Here is an 18,815-nt window from a genome sequence, read left to right on the forward strand (position 1 = left end):
ATGGTTATCGGCTTTTGAATTCGCGAAGCGAGCGTTGTGCTTCTTCATCCAGCGCTAGGCGGCCGCTAATGGTAGCCAGGTCGTAGAGCGACACCTCCCAATGGTCCGTACCTTGCCACAACGTCTGCTTTAATGCAGTGAGTGCTTCCGGGTTTTTGTTAAACAATGTATTGCAGAATTCGTCGATGGCTTTGTCCATCTCGGTAGTGGTGGGCTGTACGCTGTGGACCAAGCCATTCCGTTGTGCCCAATGGCTGTCAAAAAATGTGGTCGGATTTAAAGAAAGCGTGGTGAATGCGGAGAGACCGATTTTACGTTCCAATGCAGGAGCGATAACGAACGGGCCGATATTAATACTGATTTCGCTGAGTTTGACAGCTGCGTTTTCGGATGCAAAACAATAATCGCAGGCTGCCATAAGGCCAACGCCGCCACCTATCGCTTTACCTTGGGTTCTACCTATCACGAGTTTGGGCGACCGTCGGATAGCGTTTATGACATGCGCAAACCCGGAAAAAAAGGCCTTACCTGCTTCTTCATCTGTTAGCGCCAAGAGCTCATCAAAGCTTGCCCCGGCGCAAAATGTACGGTCACCGTCACTTTGCAGTAGAATTAACTTTACGGCAGGTTCGGCCGCCGCTTGGATATGTTCACTGAGCTGTTTCAATAGGTAGGATGGTAGCGAATTATGCGCGGGGTGACCGAAAGTGATAACGGCGAGCCCGTCGGTGGTTATTTCGGTTTTTACGAATCCTGAATCCATAGTGATTACATCAGCAAGGAACGCTGTGTTCCGTCATCAAATATACTTATTGCCAAATTTCCCCTTTACATCGGCTACGATTTCCTTAACACCCTGTTCTTCATCCTTGGGGCAAATCATTAAGGTGTCGTCCGATTGGACCACGATGAAGTTGTGGAGTCCTTTCAAGATGACGAGCTTGTCCTTGGGTACATGGATCATACAATTCGACGAATCGTATGCGATCACATTTTCTGACGAAGAGGATACATTGCCGAGGTAGTCCTTTTCAGACAGTTCGTATATGGAGGCCCAGGTACCCAAGTCGGACCATCCGAAATCGACGGGCAGCACGAATACGTTGTCGGCCTTTTCCATGATGGCAAAATCGATGGAGATATTGACGCACCGCACAAATGCTCCGGAAATGAATTTGGCCTCCCTATTGGTATTGTATACTTCTGTGCCTTCCCGGAACACTTCATTCATTTCCGTCTGGTACTTCTGAAAGGCTTCGATAATCGCTTTAGCTGACCAAATGAAAATCCCCGCATTCCAGAGAAAATCACCACTTTGCAGAAACGTCGTAGCGAGTTCAAGATTCGGCTTTTCGGTAAAGGTCTTCACCTTTTTAAAACCCGGCACCGCGGCGCTTTTGCCGTATTGGATATATCCATACCCCGTGTCGGGTCGAGACGGCTTTATGCCTAGGGTAATGAGCCAATCATTATTCGCTGCACATTCGAGTCCCCTAATCACATCAGCTGAGAAACCATCAGGCTCCAGAATCAGGTGGTCAGCCGGTGCAATGACCATAACTGCATCGGGGTTCAACTGTTGTATTTTGTGGCCGGCATAGGCAATACAAGGTGCGGTATTGCGCATAATAGGTTCCAAGATCAGCTGCTGGGCCGAAAGCTCTGGCAATTGTTCCCTGACGAGCTGTGCATAGGACTCGTTTGTAGCCACGAAAATGTTCTCTTTGGGGATTACCTGCCGGAAACGATCATATGTGCTTTGGATGAGCGTTTTACCGATACCCAGCATATCTATGAATTGTTTAGGCAATTTGGTGCGGCTCACAGGCCAAAACCGACTACCGATGCCACCAGCCATGATAACGGCGTAATAATTCTTCATGTGTTGTCGTGCTTTCTATTCTCTATGTGCTTCTGGATTCCAGCCGTCCGGCCGATTTTTTTATTTCCGTGCATAATATAGTCATTTTGCGGATGCCGTCATAACCAAGTATGCATTAAGTAATGTCATGCTTCCTCGCTGCTTAACGCAGCCATCTGGCTTACAGCGACAGCGGAATGCTTAATGCAATATTTTTTTATTTCGGATTGCTTATCACAAATATATTTTCTAATTTTAGATACTGATATGCGCAAAAATATGTTATTTTGGGCATTCTTTGGTTATCAGTCTATCTGAATTTTTGCGAAAGGCGCAATGGAAATAGAGAAAAGATTATTTGACAATCTACAAGATTTTTTTGGGTTTGATACATTCAAGGGCGACCAAGAAGCGATAATCACCAACATCCTACAGAAAGAAGACACGTTCGTGATTATGCCGACCGGTGGTGGTAAGTCGATATGTTACCAATTGCCTGCGCTGATGAGTGAGGGTACGGCTATCGTTATATCCCCCCTCATTGCGCTGATGAAAAACCAAGTGGACCAGCTGCGTTCATTCGGTGGTGATGACAGTATTGCCCATTTTTTAAACTCTTCATTGAACAAAAGTGATATAACGCGCGTTCGGCAGGACGTAGTAGCGGGTAAAACAAAGTTACTTTATGTTGCTCCCGAGTCGTTAGCGAAGAGTGAGAACGTGGAGTTTCTTAAGCTAATCACCGTGTCGTTCGTGGCTGTAGATGAAGCGCATTGCATTTCCGAATGGGGGCACGATTTCCGGCCGGAGTACCGTAAAATCCGTTCGGTCATCAATTCCATCGGCGAAGGCATCCCGGTAATTGCATTGACGGCGACAGCGACACCTAAAGTGCAATCGGATATCCGGAAGAACCTGCAGATGAACGATGCCACGTTGTTCAAATCCTCTTTCAACAGGGCAAATCTTTTTTACGAAGTACGGCCCAAACGGAATGTTGTTAAGGAAATCGTCCGTTTTATCAAAAACAATACGGGCAAGTCAGGCATCATTTACTGCTTGAGCCGGAAGAAGGTGGAGGAAATAGCGGAGGTGCTGAATATAAATGGCATAAGGGCATTGCCATACCACGCGGGCCTTGATGCGAAGACACGAGCGGATACGCAGGATAAATTCCTTATGGAAGACGTGGAGGTCATTGTCGCAACCATTGCATTTGGTATGGGGATAGACAAACCGGATGTGCGGTACGTGATCCATCACGACATCCCCAAAAGCATGGAGGGTTACTACCAAGAAACCGGCCGTGCAGGACGGGATGGGGGAGAAGGGCATTGCTTAGCATTCTATTCTGAAAAGGATATTGAGAAGCTGACAAAGTTCATGAAGGATAAGCCAGTATCCGAACGGGAGATTGGCACGCAGATACTCAAGGAAGTCATTGATTATTCCGAATCTTCGGTATGCCGCCGCAAACAGATTCTCCATTATTTCGGCGAGAATTTCGATGAGACGGGCTGCAACAGTATGTGTGATAATTGCAGTTCACAGCAAACAACCTTCGATGCTGAGGAATCGCTTTTGAATGTGTTGAAATTTATCCAAGAGCAGGGTGAGAAGTTTGATGACCACCATGTCATCAATGTTTTTATGGGGCAGAATAACCAGCCGGTATCGTCTTATAAGCACGATACCCACCCGATGTTTGGCAGCGGAAAAGAACGTGGCATCCTTTATTGGAAGTCACTTATCCGGCAGGCTGTATTGAATAATTTTTTGGCGAAAGATATTGACCACTATGGGCTGTTGATGCTCACTGAGGCGGGAAGACGGTATATCGAAAACCCATATGGGTTGAAATTCATTTTAAATGAACCTATGGAAGCGGCGGCTGAAGACGGTAGTGATGAGCCCGCCCAACAAGGAGGTGGAGCGGTGGATACACAGTTGCTCAAGATGCTGAAGGAGTTACGTAAGAAAATTGCCAAGCAGAAAGGATTGCCGCCATTTGTGATTTTCCAAGACCCCTCGCTCGACGAAATGTGCACGCACTATCCGATCACCATCGACGAACTGAAACAGATTCATGGTGTAGGAGCCGGAAAGGCACTCAAGTTCGGGAGTAAGTTTATCGAACTGATAAAGCAGTATGTAGAAGAGAATGAGATAGATCGACCCCAAGATTTGGTGATTAAGGGTACGGCCAATAAATCGGCCCTGAAAGTTTCAATCATCCAGAACATCGATCGCAAAATCGGACTCGAAGACATTGCCCATGCCAAGGGGATTACGTATGAAGATTTATTGAAAGAGGTTGAGTCTATCGTCAACTCTGGCACAAAATTGAACCTCGGTTATTTTGTAGATGAGATTATCGACGAGGATCGGCAAGACGAGGTTTTTGATTATTTCCGCGCGGCTGAAATCGATTCGGTGGATCAAGCGCTACGCGATTTAGGTGCTGATGATTATACTTACGAAGAAATCCAGCTAATGCGAATCAAATTCATGTCTGAATTGGGGAATTAAGGGATAGTTCATCATGTGGTTTCCGAGCCGTTGTTCTGCTTGATCAGCTGCTCCAACATAGTAATCGTTTGCTGTTGCGCGGCTACGATGTTGTTGAGTGAAGCAATGACTTCGTCGTGGTTATGTCTGAGCATGTGCGCGATCTGCCGCTCTCTACACTTCCATTCGGTATCCATGTCATCGCTTGGATCCAGTAACATACTTTCTCTTCCAGTAAGCACCCAGTTTGGGTTGAGATCGGGATATACCTTCAGTATATTTTCTAATTTATCAATACCTATCGACCGGTTTCTTTTTAGCTGCCCTCCAAAAAGACCATTGGAAAATCCCGCTGATTTCTCAAAGGCACTAATGTTAATCCCTTTAAAATCAATATAATCCTTAATTCTCTTTAACGGATTCGACATAACAATAATAGAAATTTCTAAAGACGCTTGCTGTTTTTAGAATATATTCTGTATATTCGTTGCGTTTAATTCTACCATCAATAACACTCTTATAAAGAATATCGCTTATGGAAAATTCATTCACACAATTACCACAAATGATGCCAAAAAAAACCGTTTCGGTTATGTTGATTAACCCCTTACGAAAAACGCATCAAGGTAATTAACTATTAAGAGATAATTACATCTACTTTTTGGCAAAACATCGCATAGTCCTATTTCCTTTTGACCATTAAACCGCCGGTTTTCTTTTATTAGCTATTTAGACGGCCTGCGACTAAATTTAATAAGTCTGTCGAATACTTTCGCCATTCAGTTTATTCATCCTGATTCCGCGCAGTGCATGTTAGCGAAACCGAGTTTACAGAACATTGAATTGATATTGCCACAACAGCCAGTAAGCAAGCGTTGTCTGGTATGTTCCCTGTTGCTTATATTATGCATGGCTTGGGTTCCGCGACTGTTTGCCCAGGTCTCGCTTGCGCACGGCGCGCCAGCCATTTCTACCCATCGTATATCAGCTTTGGCATCGGAGAGTTACCCGGGCTCGTTGTCGCAGATTGGTGGGAGTCGTTGGGTTACGCCCATGCTAACCATCAAGACAAACGTCACCGAATTGGCCACCACCACATTGAATGTAGGAGTTGAGCAATATATCGGTAACCGATTCAGCCTGAGTATTCCCGTGAGTTATAATCCCTGGACATTTAAAGATAACAAGAAAATTAAGCACTTAGCGATTCAGCCTGAATTCAGGGTTTGGTTTGGCGAGACATTCCGGGGGTCGTTCATCAACGTACAATCATTTATTGGCCTACAGTTGCACTACCTATATTACAATGTGGGGGGCGTTAATCTCCCGTTCCGTATGTTCCCTGACCCCAAATCTACACGTTATGAGGGTCAGGGGGCCGGCGGGGGGCTTACCTATGCCAATCAGTTCGGCTTGGGTGGCCGGTGGCGGGGCGAAGTAGGCACTACGCTGGTCTTTTCGTATTTATGGTATGATAGCTACGAATGCAAAACCTGTGGTGCCTTTAAAGGATCGGGTACGCATAGGTATGTAGGACCTGGTAAGTCGTCGCTCTCTATCATCTACCTAACTGCTGTATATGCACTTTACTAATAATTATATATCAGATACTTAACAATTATTCACATTCAATTAATCAATTTTTTAAACATTTAAAATTTTTTACTTATGAAAATCAAACAGTATGCAGCCTTTGCGCTGATTGGACTCGCGCTCGGCGCTTGTAACAAGCCGGGAGGAGACGGCCCGGATGTGGTAGAACCGGAGGGAAGAATAGTAAAAACCAAGTTAGCCATTAATGTGCCGAATAGTATCCGTACGTATGCACCTGGAGATCTGGATAACTACGCCACTTCGGAAGAGAAGGTAGCAAATAGCATTGATGTATTTATTTATGAAGATGGGGGGAGTTATGCATTAACTTATTATCGCTTCGACCCGGCAGCAACTCTTACAGATCCTCCGGGCGCAGGTGAATTTGCTTATAATGCGGGAGGCACGCAGTTCATAACGGCTGATTTTGACGTAAGGGAAGGACCTAAATTAGTTTACGTTGGTATCAATCTACCAAGTTTCATTGTGAATAGGCTAAGAACGGGATATTTCGTCAATGAGATATTTCAACAAACCGACTTGATTGACGAGTTGGTTAACGCATTGCCAACAGGGTCGGGAGAATTGGCATTTTTTAATACGGCTATTGTTGAGTACGATGTTGACGCAGACGGCGAAGATATTCCTGTAAGTGTAAGCAGATTAGTTGCAAAGGTGATTGTAATGGCAGAAGATGGAGACGGTGATATAACTGCAGGCAATGATGCATCATGGGATGTTAATGGCGGAACTGTCTCTAATTTAGAATTTGCTATTGGTCAGCGTAACAACCAAATGTTTGTATCTCCGCTTGTTGGTGGGGTGGACCCAAATTATGTAAACGACTCTATTTCCGTTGTTGGTGCAACCAGTACCCCCGGGGGTATACAAAAACTGCAGTTTGTTGATGAAAACGATTACCTCGCGGTAAATGATATCAATATAGATAGGGAGGCAATATCATCATCATCGACTACGCATATTCGGTACGCCACGGAAAACACTTCTGAAAACCATCGACACCAAGATGTAACTTATGTTAGTGTAAAAGCACAATTCATACCACATCGTATAGGTGCAGATGCCGCTACGGGAAAGATACCTGACGATGGCTCGTCTTATAATAACGCGCCGATACCGGGCGGTTTTTATGCAGTCTTTACGGGAGAGTCAGTTGGCACGAGCGCTATTGGTGTACGGTATTTTGCCGATTTAGAAGATGCACGGGACTTTGTAATGGGAGCTTTTTTTGAAGGTTTAGCACCCGACCTTGCGACCAGAAGTTCTACCGGAACGGTGGATAACGATGCATTGAACACTGACTCCGACCATTACATCCATTTTTATGAAGATAGCTACTGCTATTACCGAATATACCTCAACCCAACTTTGGGAAGTGATGGCAATGCCGGAACAGGCACGCAAGGTTACAATATCCTTCGAAATACGGTATATTTAGCTACTGTCACCGGTGTGAACTATATCGGTACAACGGCACCTGATCATCTGCCTGGGTCGGTGGTATATGCAAACGGTAAAGGCACACCTACCTACCCCGGCGCGTGGCTTCTTGACCCTCTTCCTCATTTGCCGATTGCGAATACTGATCAGATTGACCCACTTGACTTGATGACAGGTCTTGGTGCAACAATAACGTTGAGTCCCTGGGATACTGACGATCAGGACTACGAAGTGTATTAAATTGTTTAATAGTTTTCATCGTATAGAGTAACAAACCTGACAGAGGTCCCTCATCCAATCAGGGACCTCTGTTTACAAAAAACCAGCAAGAGATTGACAATTCAATTCATGAAAGTCATTTCCTATTTTAAGATATATAGTTGTGTCATATGGGCAATGATTTTTGCAGGCTGCATCAAGGAAGACCTTGAGATTTGTCTGCCACAGTTGGTACGCCTTAATTTTGTGTTTGTTCCTTCTGAAGCGTGCGCCGAAGAACCGATCATTCCAACAGATTTGAATCGCTTATCGGTGTTTTTATTTGACCACCATGGACGATTTGTGCAACAGGTAGATACCATACCAACCGGAAGTAATTATCAGATTGAATTATCCTTAGAGCCCGCCCATTACCAATTCGTAGCCGTTGCCGGATACGACGAGGGTCAATTGGATGGCGTTCCGTTTATTCCAGGTGTCACACATATACAGGACGTAGCCGTATCGAGCTACCTCGAACAACGCGACGGTTCGTTGATGTCGGCAGAACAAGTGCTTTATCTTGGACACGATACACTTACAGTGCAGCCCGAGGTGCCGGGCCAGGAGCTCTCGATGACATTGGTCCAACAAACGAAAACATTGAACGTCACAGTGGATGGAATAGCCAATACCCAATACCGGATTGCGCTTGCAGGAAACGCTGCACGGTATATGTTTGAGATGGGACAAGTCTACCTAACGGGAAGCCCCGTAATCTATATCCCGTTAAAGCAGGAGGGCGGCATCTTCGAGGGACAAACGTTGGTCAATTGGCCACTGAAAGACGAAGGCGATTATACCCGATTGCAGATCATCGATCCAACCACAGGTCGAAGGGTCGTCGACGAGATTTTACTGGAATTGCTGGAACGTGTGCCGGAAATCGATTTGGAATGTTCCACTGGTTTTGACATCGAGATTGTGTATCGAATCAATGCCGGACTGACTATCTATATTGAAAATTGGAAAGTATACAGTGATGGTTATATCTTGATTTAGTAGGATTATGCAACGTTATGACAAACACGGGGGTATAAGGTGGCGATTGGCACGTCTGTGCTTGCTCTGCATCGTGCTCAACGCTTGCCATAAAAGCCCTTTCAAGCCGATACCGCCCGATTCTGACGAGGTAACACTCACATTTTCTGCAAAATTACCAAGTGCTTCGCAGGGTGTAAAAACATACGCGTTGTCCGATGCAGACGAGAATTTCCTTAAAGACATAGATGTATTAGTTTTTACTGATGACGGCAGTGGTAATATGAAATTCCGCTACCGGTCAGTTGGAAAAGACATCATGCCCAGCGTGGGGAACACCGTAGACATCAAAGTAACGCTTTGGAGGACCGTGGTGGATACGCGGCTGGTCATCATCGCTAATGCGCGTGACGTTATAAATGCTTTTGACTTTGAGATTGGAATAACCACACCGGACGATATCCAACAAGAGCTGGTCTATGAGATTGACCCGCTTGATAAATGGCTTGCTGACGACGATGATTTCACACCGTTGCCGATGTGGGGGCAACCCGATGATATTGAAGACGGTATTAATGGGGAGGTCATCCTCGACGACGTCACTTTGTTGCGTAGTCTCGCTCGCGTGGATGTCGTGGTGGACGAAAATGCGAATTTCGAGCTTACTGAGGTTTGGGTTTTTAACAGCAAATCAAACGGGTTGATCATTCCAGAACCCGGCAAGGTCGTGGGCGGTGTCGCCCAAAACCCAAGCTTGCCAGTCGGTGGTCCGACCAACAACAGCAATCCGTTGGAATATCAGACAAGCGGCGAAAATTCGGTTCGGGAAATTTACCTATTTGAGGCCGATGCCCAACCTATAAATGATGCCAACGCCACAGCGCTGGTGATTGGCGGAATATACGGTGCGGGGCCTTCCACGACGTATTACAGGATAGACTTTCGGGATCCGAATAACTCTAATACGGAGTATCCCGTGTTGCGCAATCGCCGATATCTGATTACAATTGCCGACGCTCTGAATGCTGGACACGCGGATGTGCCGGCAGCTTTCGGAGCACTTTCTGTTATTCCACTTGGTGCTTACGGTGGGGCTACCGGCGTGAAACCCGCACAGGCCGCACAGGTTACGAACCCCAATTCATTAACGCAATACGGCGACATCGTTCCCAAAAGTACCGGAGGGCTAATGTACACGGTTACCACCATTAATGAAAGCCAATGATACACCATGAAAGGTTATTACTTAACATATCATTCATGTCTCCGCGTGGTAGCATTCGTGCTAGTGCTTTTTAGTTGGTCATGCAGCAAAGATCCCACCATTGAACCCGAGCCCGACCTACCCAGCCGCACGATTCTCTATTACTTGGCGGCAGATAATAATCTACAGGATGAAGCCGACGAGAAGACCGAGGCGTTGCGCCTCGGCTTTCCCGGAGGCAATGACCGTTTGGTGATTTACCGGGATACCGAAACCGAAACACCCCGTCTGCTGGAAGTTTACCAAGACAAGATCGGCGAGAACAAAATCCGTGAGGTGAAAACCTACCCGGAACAGAACAGTGCGACGGCAGAAACTTTCCAAACCGTACTAAATGATGTGGAAGCACTTACTCCCGCAGATTCCTATGGACTTATCCTGTTTTCACATGCCACAGGTTGGTTGCCCACAGGCGCACTTTTACGGCCGGAAGCGGCCTTGCTACAAATGGGGCTGGTTCCCATACGGACTTATACCATAGCCATGGACGGCACCACCGAACTTGGTTTGAAAGAATTCGCCAATGCCATTCCCGATCGTTTTTTTAACTTCATTGCCTTTGAAGCGTGTTTCATGGCAGGGGTAGAGGTGCTCTACGAACTGAAAGATAAAACCGATTACATCTTGTCTTCGTCAGCCGAAATCTTATCCCCGGGCTTCGCTCCGATCTTCCCAGCCTCATTGCCGATGCTGTATCGGCCGGAAGCCGACCTCATAGGCTTTGCTCAGGCCTATTTCGACTTCTGGGACGGGCAACGCGGAGATTATCGTTCGGCTACCGTGACGGTGGCAAAGACCGAAGAGTTGCCCGCGCTGGCAAATTGGGTGAACCGATGGGGCGTCAACGAACTGCCGCCAGCAGCCTTGTCTGAAATACAGCATTTCGACCGATACTCAACCCATCGGCTTTTCTTTGATTTTGAAGACTACTACCAACACACGACGACAGAAACTGGAGCGATGAATGAACTGGCCGACCTATTCAGTGCTATCGTCGTATACCAGGCCGCAACGCCGACATTCATTCCCAGCCAACGCGGTTTCGATATCAACCGCCACAGCGGCCTGACAACCTACATCCCGCAAGAAGGGTTTCAGAAATTAAATGAAAGATACCGTGAACTGGCTTGGTATCAATCCATAACACGACCAGTGAGATAACCCATCCTGTGTGTGCCAGTAAACTATAAGCGCCGCGCGAAAAAACAACAACGCTGTGAGGAAATATTTGCCATAATTCATTGCCTATCCGAAGGCATCGGTGTTACATAAATTGATATGGCGCTGATATTACAAATGATGATTTAGTTCCCAAAAGATTGCTTAACAATATGTTGTGTGACAACTAGGTGGATTTTTTATTTTAAAACTACTATTTCTATATACTTTAAGTATATTTGTCGTCGAAACAGTGATGTCGCCTTATGCCATCACAAAGAGGTGGTAGCAGCATTGACAGGGGGCGAGGATCGTGTGCGTTTTTATTAATTTTTACTTTTAGCTAAACAACATCCATGCAGAGCTTTAGGACCGAACTGGAAAACCCGGTCGTTGAAAAGGAGATTATTGAACTTGAGCGCAAAATCAGGGCGTTTCGTGACGGATCGTTGCCGGAACAAAAATTCAAAAGCCTGCGGCTTGCCCGTGGCATATACGGACAACGGCAACCTGGCGTACAGATGGTGCGGATCAAATTGCCGTTCGGTAAGGTCACGTTCAAGCAACTGCTCCGTATATCCGATATTTCCGATGAATATGCAATTCGGAATCTGCACTTTACTACCCGTCAGGACATTCAAATCCATTTTGTAAGCTTGGACCGCACACCCGAACTTTGGGCGAAGCTGGCAGCGGATGATGTAACGATACGTGAAGCCTGCGGCAATACGGTGCGTAACGTCACTGCATCGCCCGAGGCGGGTATCGACCCCAACGAGCCTTTTGATGTATCGCCATATGCCCACGCCACATTTTCCTATTTCCTGCGCAACCCCATTTGCCAAGAGCTTGGCCGGAAGTTCAAGTTCGGCTTTTCGTCCAGCTCCCGGGATACCGCGTTTGCCTTCGGCCAAGACCTGGGGTTTATCCCAAGGACCCGCAACGTGGATGGCCAAGAGGAACGGGGCTTCCGCGTGGTGTTGGGTGGAGGATTAGGCGCTCAGCCTATGGCAGGGCATGTGGTGCATGAGTTTCTTCCCGAAGACCAACTGATACCATATTCCGAAAGCGTACTGCGGACATTTGATAGGTACGGTGAGCGGAATAACCGAAACAAAGCAAGGTTTAAATACCTTATCCAAAAATTGGGCCTCGAAGAAGTGAAGCGGCTGATCGAGGAGGAGCAGATGGCAACCAAAGTGAAGACATTTGCAATTGACCGCAATACGGTACCCCAACCGGAACCTCCGAGTCTGGTTCCAACAGAGGCAGTACCGGTAGTTGATAGCATTGCTTACGAAATATGGCGGAAAACAAACGTCTGGGAACAGAAACAAGCTGGATTCTATGCAATTAACGTTAAGGTTCCAACCGGCGATATGCCTACTGAGAAAGCAAGGGTATTGCTTGCTGGTATTCGTGGACATGTGGCTGACGAATTGCGAGTAACGCAAAACCAGGGGTTATTGCTAAAGTTCGCTCGCGAAGAGTCGCTCCCCCATATCTACAACATACTGCTTAAAATAGACTTCGCAAAGCCAGGATTCGACAGCGTTGCGGACGTGACAACTTGCCCCGGAACGGATACATGTAACCTGGGTATTTCCAACAGTACCGAAATGGCTAGGGTGTTGGAGGGGCTGATCTATGAAGAATATGAGGATCTTGTTTACGATCGGGACCTGAAAATCAAAATCAGCGGCTGTATGAATTCATGCGGACAGCATGGAATAGCCCATATTGGTTTGCACGGTAGCTCATTGAAAGCGGATGGAAAGGTCGTGCCGGCTGCACAGGTTATGCTGGGTGGCGGTGTGCTAGGTGATGGGCTTGGCCGCGTGGCAGAACGTGTGATTAAGGTACCATCCAAACGGGTTGTCCAAGCGGTACGGCTACTATTGGATGACTATGCGGCAAACGCTCTTCCGTCTGAGTATTTCCATGACTACTTTGAGCGCCAAACCAAGGACTATTTTTACCGAATGCTGAAACCATTGGCCGATCTCACGACGTTAGTGGAAGAAGAGTTCGTTGATTGGGGCCACCAAGAGACCTACCAGCAGGCAATCGGCGTGGGCGAATGCGCAGGTGTGGTTGTAGACTTGGTTTCTGTATTGCTCTTCGAAGCGGAAGAAAAACTCGATTGGGCTAACGAAAGCTATAGTAACGGTTCGTTTGCCGATGCCATTTACCATACCTATAGCATGTATATCAGTGCAGCTAAAGCGTTGCTGCTGGAAAAAGGCATTCACAGTAGCACCCAAATAGCCATTATCAACGATTTTGAGAAGCACTTTGTGGAATCTGGCGACATGGATGTACCAAATGGTTTTGCCAATCAGGTGCTTGAAATCAAAAAGTATGAGCCATCCGAAGCGTTTGCGCGACAGTATCTGGCTAACGCCATCGACTTTCACAAGGCAAATATCGCCAAACGATCGGTGCCCGAGGCAATAAACGGTTAACGGCAGGATTTCCTGTGCGTAAACAAAATAAACTGAACGACGAAATGAACAAACATCAAAAAATAACGCTGGTGGGAGCGGGGCCGGGTGACACCGACCTAATCAGTTTGAAGGGGTTGAAAGCACTGGCTACGGCAGACGTGGTTCTATACGACGCTTTAGTGAATGAAGCGCTGCTCGATTATGCTCCTGAACATGCATTGCGTATCTTTGTGGGGAAGCGCGCGAGCCATCATACATTTAGTCAGTTGGAAATTAATCAGATGATGGTTGAGCTTGCCCAAACAAATGGGCACGTGGTTCGCCTGAAAGGCGGTGATCCCTTTGTGTTTGGAAGAGGAGGGGAGGAATTGGCCTATGCAGCTGAAAACAATATTCCGACGGCAGTGGTACCCGGTATTTCTAGTTCCATTGCACTCGCAGGGTTGCAAGGGATTCCTTTAACCTATCGTGGCATAAGCGAAAGCTTTTGGGTGATTACCGGCGCTACAACGGCGGGGATGGTTTCAAAAGACATTCATGCAGCAGCCCATACAGATGCTACCGTGGTTGTGCTCATGGGGCTGAATAAATTACCGGAGATTGCCCGTATTTATCAGGATGCCGGGCGTGGGAAGTTGCCGATAGCGGTTATCCAGAATGGTTCGCTGCCGGATGAGAAAATTGCATTAAGCACAATGGATTACATCGTTGAGCAGGCTAACGTGCAGCAAATCGGAGCGCCGGCGGTGATTATCATCGGCGAAGTGGTCGCCAAACACGAGCACTATGGGGTGAAGCAGGGTAGGGAAGATGCAATAGCCGTATGAGCGAAAAGCCAAGCAATCAGCTATTTCCGGTTTTCCTGCAGTTGAACCGCTTGTACACGCTCCTTGTGGGCGGCGGGAATGTGGCGCTGGAAAAACTTACTGCGCTCCTTGGTAACAGTCCTGGTGCGACCATTAAAATTGTCGCGAAAGAAATCAGTCCGGCCGTACGAACGTTCGTTCGTGATTATCCATCGGTGGTCCTGCACGAGCGAGTTTTCGAGGATGGCGATTTGGACGGGGTAGATATCGTGGTTGTTGCCGCAGATAATGCCGAACTAAACGTGCATATTCGCAACGAGAGCCGTAAGCGGCATTTATTGATCAACGTGGCAGACAAACCGGATTTATGTGATTTTTATCTTGGTTCTGTCGTGAAAAAGGGGAATTTGAAACTTGGGATATCCACGAACGGGAAATCGCCCACAATTGCAAAGCGACTCAAAGAGCTATTGAATGAAGCATTGCCTGAGGAAATCGACGAAACGCTGACCTATATGAATCAGCTTCGAGACCTACTGAAAGGCGATTTTACCGACAAGGTTAGAACGCTAAATGCACACACCGTATCTTTGCTTGCTTCACAGGAAAAAAAATGAATGCACTGACAACTGAAATTGCTACGCTCGTAGCGGGGAAGTCCATATCGGACGCGTTGGCTTCACTGGCCGATCGTTTTCCCGGCCGCGTGGTTTTTTCCACGAGCTTCGGAATAGAAGATCAAGTCATCGCACACATGATCTTCACCAATAATTTGCCGATTCGGGTTTTTACGCTCGAAACAGGTCGGCTGTTCCGCGAAACATATTATGTATGGAACCGTACATTGGAGGTTTATCAAAAAAAGATTGAAGCTTACTTTCCGGATACCCAGGCGGTGGAGCAGTTGATCAGCCAAAAGGGTCCTGCTAGTTTTTATGAATCGGTTGAAAACAGGAAGGAATGTTGCCATATACGTAAAATAGAGCCACTCCAGCGGGCCTTGGAAGGTGCCGCCTGTTGGATAACAGGAATCAGGGGTTCCCAATCCGACAATCGGCAAGGCATGGCCCAAGTTGAATGGGATAGCGGCCACGATCTTATCAAGTTTCACCCCATTTATCATTGGTCGGAAGATGAGGTTTGGGATTATGCAAAGAAGCATCAAATCCCTTACAACCCACTGCATGATAAAGGGTTTCCAAGTATCGGTTGCGCCCCTTGTACACGGGCAGTGGGAGAGGGGGAAGACTTTCGAGCGGGCCGTTGGTGGTGGGAAGACAAAAGTAAAAAGGAATGTGGCTTGCATGCCACTTGATCGGATGGTGGTTAGATTGATGAGCATTTAAGAATTGATTGAGTTAATAACGACGATAGAGAAAATAATAGAAAACGACAAAAATGGATTATTTAGACCATCTAGAGGCTGAGGCCATATATATTTTGCGGGAAGTGGCGGGCCAGTTCGAAAAACCGGCATTGTTGTTTTCGGGCGGGAAGGATTCTATTACGCTGGTGCACTTAGCAAAAAAGGCGTTCAGACCCGGTAAGTTCCCTTTCCCGTTGGTGCATATCGATACCGGCCACAACTTTCCCGAAACAATTGCTTTTCGGGATGCATTGATAGCAGAACTGCAGGAGGAACTGATTGTCGGTTACGTACAAGACAGTATAGATGCCGGCAAAGTGATTGAACAAAAAGGAAAGAATGCTAGCCGTAACCAACTGCAAACCACCACACTATTGGATACCATTGCCGAGTATGGTTTCGACGCTTGTATCGGTGGTGCACGGCGTGACGAAGAGAAGGCCCGGGCAAAAGAGCGTATATTTTCCGTTAGGGACGAATTTGGGCAATGGGACCCCAAACGCCAGCGTCCCGAATTGTGGAATATCTATAACGGACGCATTCACAAGGGCGAGAACGTACGGGTCTTTCCAATCAGTAACTGGACGGAATTGGATGTGTGGAATTATATTCGTAGGGAAAACATCAATTTGCCATCCATCTATTTTTCGCATGAACGGGATGTCATCACTCGCAATGGGCAATTGATGACGGCTACCGAACACCTGAGCATCGACCATGAAGACGTAGTGGAACGGCGTAAGGTTCGATTTCGAACAGTTGGAGACATGACCTGCACAGCTGCGGTACCATCTGAAGCGTACCATATCGATGATATTATCGAAGAAATACAATTGTCTAACATCAGTGAGCGTGGAGCTAGGATGGACGATAGGGTATCGGAAGCGGCTATGGAAGACCGGAAAAAAGGTGGTTATTTTTAATCGACGACCTGACAGTAGTAGAAATCACACAAAAAAAAGAAAATCCAACATGGATCTATTAAAATTCATAACAGCAGGTAGTGTAGACGACGGAAAAAGCACGTTAATCGGTAGACTGTTGTACGATACCGACTCCATATTAGATGACCAACTGGAGGCTATCCAGCGCGCCAATAGAAAAAACGACGATGGCACACTGGACCTAGCTATCTTAACAGATGGTTTAAAAGCGGAGCGCGAACAGGGTATCACCATTGATGTAGCTTATAAATACTTTCATACTGAGAAACGTAAATTCATCATTGCCGATACACCCGGGCACATCCAGTACACCCGTAATATGGTTACCGGTGCGTCTAATGCGGACCTGGCAATTATCTTAATCGATGCCAGGAAAGGAGTTGTAGAGCAGACTCGGAGACATTCATTCTTGGTATCGCTGTTGGCCATTCCCAATATCCTTGTTTGTATCAATAAAATGGATATGGTCGATTACGATAAAGCGGTCTTTGACAAAATCCAGGCTGATTACGAGCGGTTGACAAAAAACATGAATAGTACCCAGGTGGACTATATCCCGGTCAGTGCATTGAAAGGCGATAATATTGCTATGCGGTCGCCGAATACACCATGGTACGATGGAAAGCCGTTATTGGAATTCCTCGAGACCGTTGAAGTCAACCAGCAGCCCGAAGTCCAACAGGCCCGTTTTCCCGTTCAATGGGTTATCCGGCCGCAAACGGCGGAACTGCCAGACTACCGAGGCTATGCGGGCCGTGTTGTTGGTGGTTCTTTTGCAGTAGGAGACCGAATTGTTGCATTGCCATCTGGAGTGGCCAGTACCATTACGCGTATCGAATTGGCTTCGGAAAGCCTAACAACTGCCGAAAGCGGCGCATCGGTAATTATCCATTTGGCAGATGACATCGATATCAGCCGTGGTGATATGCTTGTGAAAGCCGGTGAACAGCCAGTATTATCCCAAAGTTTCGAGTCCGATATTTGCTGGATGGATACCAGGCCGCTAGACGTCAATCAAACCTATCTGTTACAGCAACATGGGAAAACGACCAAAGTGAAGATACAGGACATCGTTTATCGCATTGATATTGAAACACTGGAAAGAACAGCGAGCGACGGCTTCGGATTGAATGACATCGGCAGAATCCAGTTTAAATGTGCCGATCCGTTGGCATTCGACCGTTATGCGTTCAACAAAGCAAACGGCGGCGCAATCCTTATTGATACGCGAAATAACCTAACGGTGGCTGCCTTGATGATAAGCGAACCGGTCGATCATTGAGACCCGAATTATTGTTTATGATTTGATAGCCGCGTACCGGTTGACCTGGCTTGTTCAGCTTACGGTATTGTGGCTATTCTTTTTTATTCAGTTTAGCAACTTGTATGGCTATTAATTTGGGTAAAAAGTTGGGCGTACAATTTTTAGCAACTATTTCATTTTTATACAGCCCTGTACGTTCTCCAAGTGCAACGCATCTTGAACGATATTTTTCTTCAAAAATTCCGATCTGAGCCGTGGTATAATTCATTGCCCATTGTACTTCCGGTACTTCTTTTTCAATACGTGTTTCAATTTTAGAAAGTAATTCTTCACTGTTTGGCGGCGGTGTTTGTCCAACCCAACGTAAACGAGCTTGATAATACCAAAAGACTCGTCTTTGTAGTGAAGATTGGCTATTTTCCCAAGTTTCCATTAATGAGATATTTTTTTTGTCTTTGGAAAGCTGGTTTGCCATTAACCAATCAATCAAATGGAGTCTTTCATCTCCATTATGTTGCTGAATGTCGTTATCTAAATTGTCAATAAGTTTTTGAGAAAATTGTTTCTTGTCCATGATCAAAATTGCCAACTGCCGGGGTAAAAATTGTCCTGTTGACCAAAGTTCCAAAGCCAATTCGTGGTCTTTTTTTATCTTACTCGCAATCTTTCGCAAATCTCCCAGCTTCGTTTTAATATTGATTTGAGCCAAGATACTTTCTGCTTGTGAAGAGCGTTTCATATCAATCTTTTGTTTTTAGAAACAAAATAAATAATTCTGATCCTAAATAGTCATCCACGATTTATAGCAAATATATTATTTCTATTTTTCTATTGCTTAAGGCAAAAAAAAATATGAATAACCTGTAAGGGCGATCAGCACGTAATTATCTAACTTAATATCATT

16 protein-coding genes are annotated in these 18,815 nt (G+C 46.3%); 12 read left to right on the top strand and 4 right to left on the bottom strand.

Annotation, left to right across the window (positions count from 1 at the left end):
- Positions 1 to 4: 4 nt before the first annotated feature.
- Both VNQ80_RS02825 and VNQ80_RS02830 read right to left on the bottom strand, forming a co-directional pair.
- Positions 5 to 763: an enoyl-CoA hydratase/isomerase family protein gene (locus tag VNQ80_RS02825; RefSeq protein WP_325635932.1), complete on the bottom strand. Its 759-nt coding sequence runs from the start codon at positions 761 to 763 to the stop codon at positions 5 to 7.
- Positions 764 to 799: 36 nt separating this feature from the next.
- Positions 800 to 1,882: a mannose-1-phosphate guanylyltransferase gene (locus VNQ80_RS02830; protein ID WP_325635933.1), complete on the bottom strand. Its 1,083-nt coding sequence runs from the start codon at positions 1,880 to 1,882 to the stop codon at positions 800 to 802.
- 315 nt (positions 1,883 to 2,197) lie between these two features.
- Here VNQ80_RS02830 and recQ point away from each other — a divergent pair, with 315 nt between their 5' ends.
- Positions 2,198 to 4,390 (top strand): DNA helicase RecQ, encoded by a 2,193-nt coding sequence (gene recQ / locus VNQ80_RS02835; protein ID WP_325635934.1) that lies wholly within the window; start codon positions 2,198 to 2,200, stop codon positions 4,388 to 4,390.
- An 11-nt stretch (positions 4,391 to 4,401) separates the two neighbouring features.
- Here the strand turns inward: recQ and VNQ80_RS02840 are convergent, their stop codons facing one another.
- Positions 4,402 to 4,797, bottom strand: coding sequence for a hypothetical protein (locus VNQ80_RS02840; RefSeq protein ID WP_325635935.1), 396 nt, complete (start codon positions 4,795 to 4,797; stop codon positions 4,402 to 4,404).
- Positions 4,798 to 5,278: 481 nt separating this feature from the next.
- Here VNQ80_RS02840 and VNQ80_RS02845 point away from each other — a divergent pair, with 481 nt between their 5' ends.
- From VNQ80_RS02845 to VNQ80_RS02895, 11 genes are all read left to right on the top strand, one after another.
- Entirely contained in the window at positions 5,279 to 5,962 is a 684-nt protein-coding gene (locus VNQ80_RS02845) for a DUF3575 domain-containing protein (RefSeq protein WP_325635936.1), read from the top strand.
- Between the two features lie 75 nt (positions 5,963 to 6,037).
- Complete coding sequence (locus VNQ80_RS02850; protein WP_325635937.1) at positions 6,038 to 7,663, top strand: Mfa1 family fimbria major subunit; 1,626 nt, start codon at positions 6,038 to 6,040, stop codon at positions 7,661 to 7,663.
- A gap of 108 nt (positions 7,664 to 7,771) precedes the next feature.
- Positions 7,772 to 8,683, top strand: coding sequence for a FimB/Mfa2 family fimbrial subunit (locus VNQ80_RS02855; RefSeq protein ID WP_325635938.1), 912 nt, complete (start codon positions 7,772 to 7,774; stop codon positions 8,681 to 8,683).
- Between the two features lie 7 nt (positions 8,684 to 8,690).
- Entirely contained in the window at positions 8,691 to 9,887 is a 1,197-nt protein-coding gene (locus VNQ80_RS02860; protein WP_325635939.1) for a hypothetical protein, read from the top strand.
- A gap of 6 nt (positions 9,888 to 9,893) precedes the next feature.
- Positions 9,894 to 11,087, top strand: coding sequence for a clostripain-related cysteine peptidase (locus VNQ80_RS02865; RefSeq protein WP_325635940.1), 1,194 nt, complete (start codon positions 9,894 to 9,896; stop codon positions 11,085 to 11,087).
- Positions 11,088 to 11,440: 353 nt separating this feature from the next.
- Positions 11,441 to 13,549, top strand: a complete 2,109-nt coding sequence (locus VNQ80_RS02870; RefSeq protein WP_325635941.1) for a HEPN domain-containing protein — start codon at positions 11,441 to 11,443, stop codon at positions 13,547 to 13,549.
- A gap of 44 nt (positions 13,550 to 13,593) precedes the next feature.
- Positions 13,594 to 14,358 (top strand): uroporphyrinogen-III C-methyltransferase, encoded by a 765-nt coding sequence (gene cobA / locus VNQ80_RS02875; RefSeq protein WP_325635942.1) that lies wholly within the window; start codon positions 13,594 to 13,596, stop codon positions 14,356 to 14,358.
- Positions 14,355 to 14,954 carry a bifunctional precorrin-2 dehydrogenase/sirohydrochlorin ferrochelatase gene (locus tag VNQ80_RS02880; protein WP_325635943.1) on the top strand — a complete coding sequence of 200 codons (600 nt, stop codon included), beginning with the start codon at positions 14,355 to 14,357 and terminating at the stop codon, positions 14,952 to 14,954. Before cobA ends, VNQ80_RS02880 begins: the two co-directional genes overlap by 4 nt.
- The gene (locus VNQ80_RS02885; protein WP_325635944.1) at positions 14,951 to 15,652 is read left to right on the top strand and encodes a phosphoadenylyl-sulfate reductase; all 702 of its coding nucleotides are present in this window, start codon (positions 14,951 to 14,953) and stop codon (positions 15,650 to 15,652) included. Before VNQ80_RS02880 ends, VNQ80_RS02885 begins: the two co-directional genes overlap by 4 nt.
- A gap of 83 nt (positions 15,653 to 15,735) precedes the next feature.
- Positions 15,736 to 16,626 carry a sulfate adenylyltransferase subunit CysD gene (gene cysD, locus VNQ80_RS02890; RefSeq protein ID WP_325635945.1) on the top strand — a complete coding sequence of 297 codons (891 nt, stop codon included), beginning with the start codon at positions 15,736 to 15,738 and terminating at the stop codon, positions 16,624 to 16,626.
- A 49-nt stretch (positions 16,627 to 16,675) separates the two neighbouring features.
- A complete protein-coding gene (locus VNQ80_RS02895; RefSeq protein ID WP_325635946.1) occupies positions 16,676 to 17,929 on the top strand; it encodes a sulfate adenylyltransferase subunit 1 in 1,254 nt (417 codons plus the stop codon).
- Between the two features lie 73 nt (positions 17,930 to 18,002).
- Here the strand turns inward: VNQ80_RS02895 and VNQ80_RS02900 are convergent, their stop codons facing one another.
- Positions 18,003 to 18,650, bottom strand: a complete 648-nt coding sequence (locus VNQ80_RS02900) for a DNA alkylation repair protein (RefSeq protein WP_325635947.1) — start codon at positions 18,648 to 18,650, stop codon at positions 18,003 to 18,005.
- Positions 18,651 to 18,815: the final 165 nt, after the last annotated feature.

It is taken from the genome of Parapedobacter sp. (assembly GCF_035556095.1).
GTDB lineage: Bacteria > Bacteroidota > Bacteroidia > Sphingobacteriales > Sphingobacteriaceae > Parapedobacter.